Consider the following 6945-nt stretch of genomic DNA (forward strand, 5'->3'; position numbering starts at 1 on the left):
ATGAAGCTATCAATAGTTACAACTCTTTATAATTCATGTGCTTATATTCTAGAGTTTCATCAGCGTGTATCTATAGAAGCTCAAAAAATTACAGAGCAGTACGAGGTGATTTTTGTTGATGATGGTTCTCCTGATGATAGTCTGGATGTTGCAATTCAGTTATCGAATGAAGATGAGCGAGTTAAGGTTATTGAGCTTTCGAGGAATTTTGGTCATCACAAAGCTATGATGACAGGACTTTCTCACGCTAAAGGAGAGTTGGTTTTTTTAATTGATTCAGACTTAGAAGAAGAGCCTGAGTTACTTGGATGTTTCTACAGTGAAATGAATCGAGACAAAAATGACTTGGATGTTTTATATGGTGTCCAATATAAACGAAAAGGCGGTCTTTTTGAAAAGATATCTGGTCAGCTATTTTATAGTACTTTGAATTACCTTACAGACTTGAATATGTCTGAGAATATGGTAACCGCTAGGCTAATGAAAAAAGACTATGTAAATGCTCTGGTAAGTCATGACGAGAGAGAAATCTTTATTGCAGGTCTATGGCAGATAACAGGCTTTAACCAGAAGGCAGTAGCCATAAAAAAACATAGTAGTAGTGAAACTACATATTCATTACGCCATAAGTTGAGTATTTTAGAAAACTCAATAGTATCATTTAGCAACAAGCCACTTAAACTTATATTTCATACTGGCCTTTGGATTTCAGTAATCTCATTTATATATATACTGTACATTGTGTACAAAAATCTGTTTCATTCAATTAGTATTGAAGGTTGGTCTTCGTTGATTGCTTCAATATGGTTTTTGGGGGGGCTAATAATTCTATTTGTTGGAATGTTAGGTATTTACATGTCAAAGATATATACCGAGTCAAAGAGAAGGCCTTATAGCATTATCAGGAGAGTATATGAAAAACGACAATGATATCCATGAGGAAATCTCTAACTACTACTCTTCAAAAATTAATATTCACGGAGATACACCGCAAGGAGTGGATTGGAATGGGTATGAAAGCCAGTTTTTAAGATTTGAAATCTTGTCTAAAATAATATCGATGCCTAACTCACGAATTACTGTAAATGATTTAGGTTGTGGTTACGGTTCATATTACGAATATCTGAAAAGGGTATATAGTGATCTGGACTATCAAGGTATTGATTTGTCGAAGGATATGATCGATTCAGCTTTGAATCGTCACAATGGGAACTTGGGAGCTTTATTCATTGTATCTGACCGTCCAGATCGGATTTCTGACTATTCGATGGCTAGTGGGATATTTAATATTAAGCAAGATAGAAATGATGAAGAATGGTGGGACTATCTAGTAAATACATTACATATGTTAGATAGATTCTCGTCTAAGGGGTTTAGTTTTAACTGTTTAACCTCTTTCTCCGACGTTGATAAGATGAAAGACTACTTATATTACGCTGATCCAATGAAGGTTTTTGAATATTGCAAAAATAACTTTTCAAAGAATGTAGCACTTCTTCATGATTATGATTTGTATGAGTTTACTATACTGGTGAGAAAATAGATATGGAAAAGAAACTCGTGATATTTGGCTTGTCGGAAATTGCTGAACTTGCCTATTTTTATTTTCAAAATGACAGTCAATATGAAGTGGTGGCATTTACATTAGATTCGGAATTTAAAAGTGTTGAAACTAAATGCGGCCTTCCTGTTGTGAATTTTGAAGATGTGGATAAATTGTATCCGGCTGATAAGTATGAAATTTTTATTGCTCTTAGTTACACAAAAGTAAATTCGTTGAGAAAAGAGAAATATTTAGAAGCCAAATCTAAGGGCTATCGATTAGCATCTTATATAAGCAGTAAATGCACTGATTTTTCGAGTAGTATTGGAGATAATTGCTTTATTCTGGAAGACAATACAATACAGCCTTTTGTTACAATTGGCAACAATGTAACCCTATGGAGTGGAAATCACATTGGTCATCATAGTGAAATAGCGTCTCATAGTTTTATCTCCTCACATGTTGTTATATCAGGAGGAGTGAAAGTTGAAGAGCAATGCTTTATCGGTGTAAATGCTACTCTGAGGGACCATATTATTATTGGAAAGAAAAGTGTTGTTGGAGCTGGATCTACAATATTATCTGATGTGGATCCTCAAGGTGTTTATATTGTAAAAGAGACGGAACGCTCGAAAGTTCCAAGCTCTCGACTGAGGAAAATATAGATGCATTGGAAGAAACTAGGGTTAGTTTATTGCGTAAATAAAGAAAGTAGTTGGATGCACTCACATGCAGCTGTTCCATTCGCAGAAAATATAAAAGATGATTTATTCCGCATTTACTTTACCACGAGAGATGCATATAACCGTTCACATACAAGCTATTTAACAATTGATATTTGCAAGCCAACTGAAATCATAGAAGTTTCAGATAAACCTGTAATATCTCCTGGTCGGCTTGGATCTTTTGATGATAGTGGTGCCATGGGGTCATGGGTAATTAACCACGATGGGAAAAAATTTCTACATTATATAGGTTGGAATTTGGGGGGTACCGTTCCATTTCGGAATTCAATTGGTTTAGCTGAGTCTAAGGATGGAGGGCTTACTTTTGAAAGGGTATTCGAGGGGCCCATACTCGATAGAACTAAAGAGGAGCCCCAGTTTTGTTCAAATAGTTGTGTGATTGTAGAGGATGGTTTATGGAGGATGTGGTATATATCCTGTGTAAATTGGTTTGAACGAGACGGTCAAATTATGCACCGCTACCATATAAAGTACGCCACTTCATTAGATGGAATTGAATGGAATAGAGACGGAATAGTTTCGATCGATTTTGATTCAAGTGATGAGTACGCTATATCAAGACCTAGTGTTTTGAAGGAAGGGGATATTTATCGCATGTGGTACTCTTTTCGGGGGGAGAGTTACCGTATCGGTTACGCGGAATCTACTGACGGAGTACATTGGTCAAGAAAAGACTCCGAGGTTGGAATTGACGTATCTGCGGAGGGTTGGGACTCTGAGATGATCGAATATCCATATGTATTTAAGCATAAAGATACCCTTTATATGCTTTACAATGGGAATGATTATGGAAAAACAGGATTTGGTCTGGCGGTACTTAGTGAGCAATAAACAGCTATTTTCTACAAGTTTCAGAGGGAGAACTTTGTATGAGTTGATACGATACGGTATTGTAGGGTTGACTCAAAATAGTATTGGATATGCTGTATATTTGCTTTTAACTCTAGTATTAGCTCTAGAACCTAAACTGGTAGTTGCTATTACTTATCCTTTAGGTGTTTTAATCTCGTATTTTGGAAATGCGAAATATACTTTCAAGAAAAAAATTAAAGACCATTCAATGATTTTGAAGTACCTCACTAGTCATTTTATAGGCTATGTCTTAAATTTATATCTATTGTACCTCTTTGTAGATAAATTTGGTTTCCCACATCAAATAATCCAATTGATTTGTGTAGCGTTGATTTCCATTTTGTTATTTTTACTGTTTAAGTTTTTCGTTTTTACTAGTCAGTCTAAGGGTTAAGTCGAATGAATGAACTATATAAAGTCGAAAATGATATTATAATATATCATCCCGAAATTAGTGAGTCTCATAAAGACTATAATTCTAAAGGGTTAACAAATCTTTATAAAGCCGAGGAATCACATTTTTGGTTCCTTTCAAGAAAAGAGTTTATCTATCAACAGCTGCAACCTTTCACTCTTGAACGATCAAAATTTATAGAAATTGGAGCTGGAACTGGTAATGTAACTAGGTACCTTATGAAAAAAGGTTATCAGAACGTAGCTGTCGGCGAAATGCACCTTTCTGGATTAGAGTATGCTAAAACGTACGGTGTGAATAATTGCTATCAATTTGATTTGCTACGCTCACCCTTCAAAAATGAGTTCGATACGGTTTGTATGTTTGATGTGCTGGAGCATATTGAAGACGCAGAGTTGGCACTGAATAAAGTTCATCAAATGCTAGATCAGGACGGCCATGCAATATTTACAGTTCCAGCACACTCTTGGTTATGGAATCGTGATGACAAAATAGCAGGCCACAAAAAACGTTACACCAAAAAGGAAATAGTGAAAGAGTTGGAAAGCGCTGGATTTGAAGTTGAGGTAGCTCGTTACTTTTTTATTAGTATAGTGCCGTTATTGCTTTTGCGAACTATTTTAAACAGAGATACTAATACCCCCATTTGCGAAGATGAATACCATAAAGAAATAAAAGTTGGTAAAGTCACGAACTATATTTTGTTAAGGCTTATGAGGCTGGAAAATAGGATGCATAAATATATACCAAATTTGTTTGGTGGAAGTTTATTTGTTGTTGGGAAAAAAACATGATTCCTTTTTCAAAACCCACAATTACAGGTCAAGAGCAAGAGTACATTGAGCAAGCGATAAAGTCAGGCCATTTGTCTGGTGATGGTCCTTTCACTAGAAAGTGCCACCAATGGTTTGAAAGTAGTTTACTATGTGAAAAAGTATTACTGACTCCTAGTTGTACAGCTGCATTAGAAATGGCGGCGATCTTGATTGATATTCAACCCGGTGATGAAGTCATTATGCCTAGTTATACATTTGTATCTACGGCGAATGCGTTTGTTCTACGAGGCGCAAAGATAGTATTTGTTGATATCCGTCCTGATACAATGAATATTGATGAGAGCCTCATCGAAACAGCTATTTCTAATAAAACCAAAGCAATAGTACCTGTTCACTATGCTGGAGTCGCATGTGAAATGGACGCAATCATGGAAATTGCAGAGAGGTTTAATCTATATGTTGTAGAAGATGCAGCTCAGGGCATGACGGCGACATATAAAGGTAGACCTCTCGGAACGATTGGCCATATCGGGACTTATAGTTTTCATGCAACAAAGAACTACACCTCAGGTGGAGAAGGCGGGCTTCTAATATTAAATGATCATGACTTTATCCAAAGGGCAGAGATTCTCCGCGAGAAGGGAACTAACAGAACGCAGTTTATCAATGGTCAAATAGATAAATACAGCTGGGTGGATATTGGAGGAAGTCATTTACCCTCAGAAATCCAAGCAGCATTCCTATATTCTCAATTGGAATGCTCTGCTGAGATTCGTACGAATAGACTAAGCCTATGGAGATCTTACTATGAGAGCTTATCTGGACTAGAAGGTATTGAAGTACCATGTGAAGTTGAATACTGCGAGCATAATGGACATATCTTTTATATTAAGCTATCAGATTCTGACTTGCGCGAGTCCTTGAAAAACGCGTTGAATGATTGTGGGATTCAAGCTACGACTCATTATACTCCCTTGCATGAGACGGCTTTTGCTAACAAAGTATCTGTAGCTTATGATTGTAAATATACCTCCTTGGACAGTTCGCGCCTTCTAAGGTTACCCTTGTTTTACGGAATGACTTTCCAAGAAGTTGAATGGGTGGTAAAAGTTGTTAAAGATTGGGCTATGAAAACTAATGGTTAAATATATTCTTGGTAAGTATGATTATTTAGTAGTTTCGCTTTTTGTTCTATGGCCTATAATCAATAATGAATACCCGTTATGGGATGGGACAATATTAGTTAATGCTATAGATAACAATGACTTTAACTTAATTTCATCCATGTTTAATGAGACTGGTTCTCCTATAACAACGTTTTTTAATTATATTGTTTATTGTCTTTCAAAGATTGTTGGTATTAAAGCTCACTTTGTTTACTCTTTATTAACGTCATTGTTCATAGTCTTAATATATAGTTTTTATTTGAAGTGCATTGAAACTGTTTTTGCAAAACGTCCTCAATACAGTGTGATTTATGCAGTTATGTTTAGCTGTTTGACTTTTTGGCCTATATTTAGGTCCGAAATTATGTACAACTACGCATACGCATTTTTTTTCATGATGTTATCGCTTTACTTTTTCCTAAATAAAAGATTGTTTCTATCTTTCGTTGTCTTATTGATCTCATCTGATCTTCAAATATCTTTTTTAGTGCATCTTTTTTTGTTTTCTGTATTTTTTCTTATTAACGACGATTTTTTTGCGAAATTTTACCCAAAGAAAATAGTATTTTCTTACTACTTTCTATTCTTACTTGTTTTTGGAGTTTATAGCTATTTAACTCCATCATCTGGTGACTATGAAGTTTACAATGAGATTTCAATTAAGAGCTTTCTGAAATTTTTTATTGACGTTAATATTTATATAAAGCTTGCCTTTTTTGTACCAGTTCTGATTGTTTTTTCTCTATCTAAAAAAAGAGCTAGGTATATTTGTTCGTTTTTTATATGTGTTGGTCTTATTGGGGTTTTTTACCTTGCAGGGAAGGTTAATTATTTTGGGTTAACTGTTTACCCTTGGTTTTCTAGGTTTGACATTCCTTCACATTTTGTTCTGTTGGTAATATGTTCAGTTTTCTTAGTTGATGAAGAAAATAAAATAATGAAGTATGGAGTTTTCTTCGGGTTTATGTTGGCAATGTTGCCAAATCGAATTATCCTAGAACATTCTTTATCAGAAGAAATAAATAAAATAGAACGTTTTTATCTCAGTTCTCCCGAGTTGGATAAGCGTTGGAGTTATTCTGCTGACTTGGATGGCGGTTCTTTCTATGAGAAGAATTATCACCTAAATGTTAGATATCCTGATGTTGATATTATTTCAAGTGATAGTTTTAATTATCAGTCGTACTGCGGAGATACAATATATTCTAGGCTTTATATGTGCAAGATTGATCAAGAAAAGCACTACCTAAGCGTAGAGATTGATAACTAATCTGATAACTTTCGCTTTTATATGTGTATAAAATATCTTGCACACTATTGAAGGTAGTAAAAATAGTGATTATAAGGCAAGTACATACCGTAAAATGAGTGATTTGAAGCTAAGGTTCACATTGTAGTGGTCAACTAAAATTGGCCACGGTTTTGTAAGTTTTCCAGTAAAGCCTTT

8 protein-coding genes are annotated in these 6945 nt (G+C 35.1%); all 8 read left to right on the plus strand.

The window, feature by feature from the left end; genetic code table 11:
• The 8 genes from APB76_RS01325 to APB76_RS01360 are packed head-to-tail and all read left to right on the plus strand — an operon-like array spanning nt 1 to nt 6768.
• Nucleotides 1-930, plus strand: coding sequence for a glycosyltransferase family 2 protein (locus APB76_RS01325; protein ID WP_054962622.1), 930 nt, complete (start codon nt 1-3; stop codon nt 928-930).
• On the plus strand, nt 914-1543 hold the full coding sequence (locus tag APB76_RS01330; RefSeq protein WP_054962621.1) for a methyltransferase domain-containing protein: 630 nt from the start codon (nt 914-916) through the stop codon (nt 1541-1543). Before APB76_RS01325 ends, APB76_RS01330 begins: the two co-directional genes overlap by 17 nt.
• Nucleotides 1544-1545: 2 nt before the next feature.
• The gene (locus tag APB76_RS01335; RefSeq protein WP_054962620.1) at nt 1546-2208 is read left to right on the plus strand and encodes an acetyltransferase; all 663 of its coding nucleotides are present in this window, start codon (nt 1546-1548) and stop codon (nt 2206-2208) included.
• Nucleotides 2209-3120, plus strand: a complete 912-nt coding sequence (locus APB76_RS01340) for a glycoside hydrolase family protein (RefSeq protein WP_054962619.1) — start codon at nt 2209-2211, stop codon at nt 3118-3120.
• Nucleotides 3077-3535: a GtrA family protein gene (locus APB76_RS23525; protein ID WP_054962618.1), complete on the plus strand. Its 459-nt coding sequence runs from the start codon at nt 3077-3079 to the stop codon at nt 3533-3535. Before APB76_RS01340 ends, APB76_RS23525 begins: the two co-directional genes overlap by 44 nt.
• Nucleotides 3536-3540: 5 nt before the next feature.
• Complete coding sequence (locus APB76_RS01350; RefSeq protein ID WP_054962617.1) at nt 3541-4350, plus strand: class I SAM-dependent methyltransferase; 810 nt, start codon at nt 3541-3543, stop codon at nt 4348-4350.
• Complete coding sequence (gene rffA / locus APB76_RS01355) at nt 4347-5477, plus strand: dTDP-4-amino-4,6-dideoxygalactose transaminase (protein WP_054962616.1); 1131 nt, start codon at nt 4347-4349, stop codon at nt 5475-5477. The genes APB76_RS01350 and rffA overlap by 4 nt, the downstream gene beginning before the upstream one ends.
• Complete coding sequence (locus tag APB76_RS01360; RefSeq protein WP_054962615.1) at nt 5470-6768, plus strand: hypothetical protein; 1299 nt, start codon at nt 5470-5472, stop codon at nt 6766-6768. The genes rffA and APB76_RS01360 overlap by 8 nt, the downstream gene beginning before the upstream one ends.
• Nucleotides 6769-6945: the final 177 nt, after the last annotated feature.

The organism is Vibrio bivalvicida (assembly GCF_001399455.2).
Lineage (GTDB): Bacteria > Pseudomonadota > Gammaproteobacteria > Enterobacterales > Vibrionaceae > Vibrio > Vibrio bivalvicida.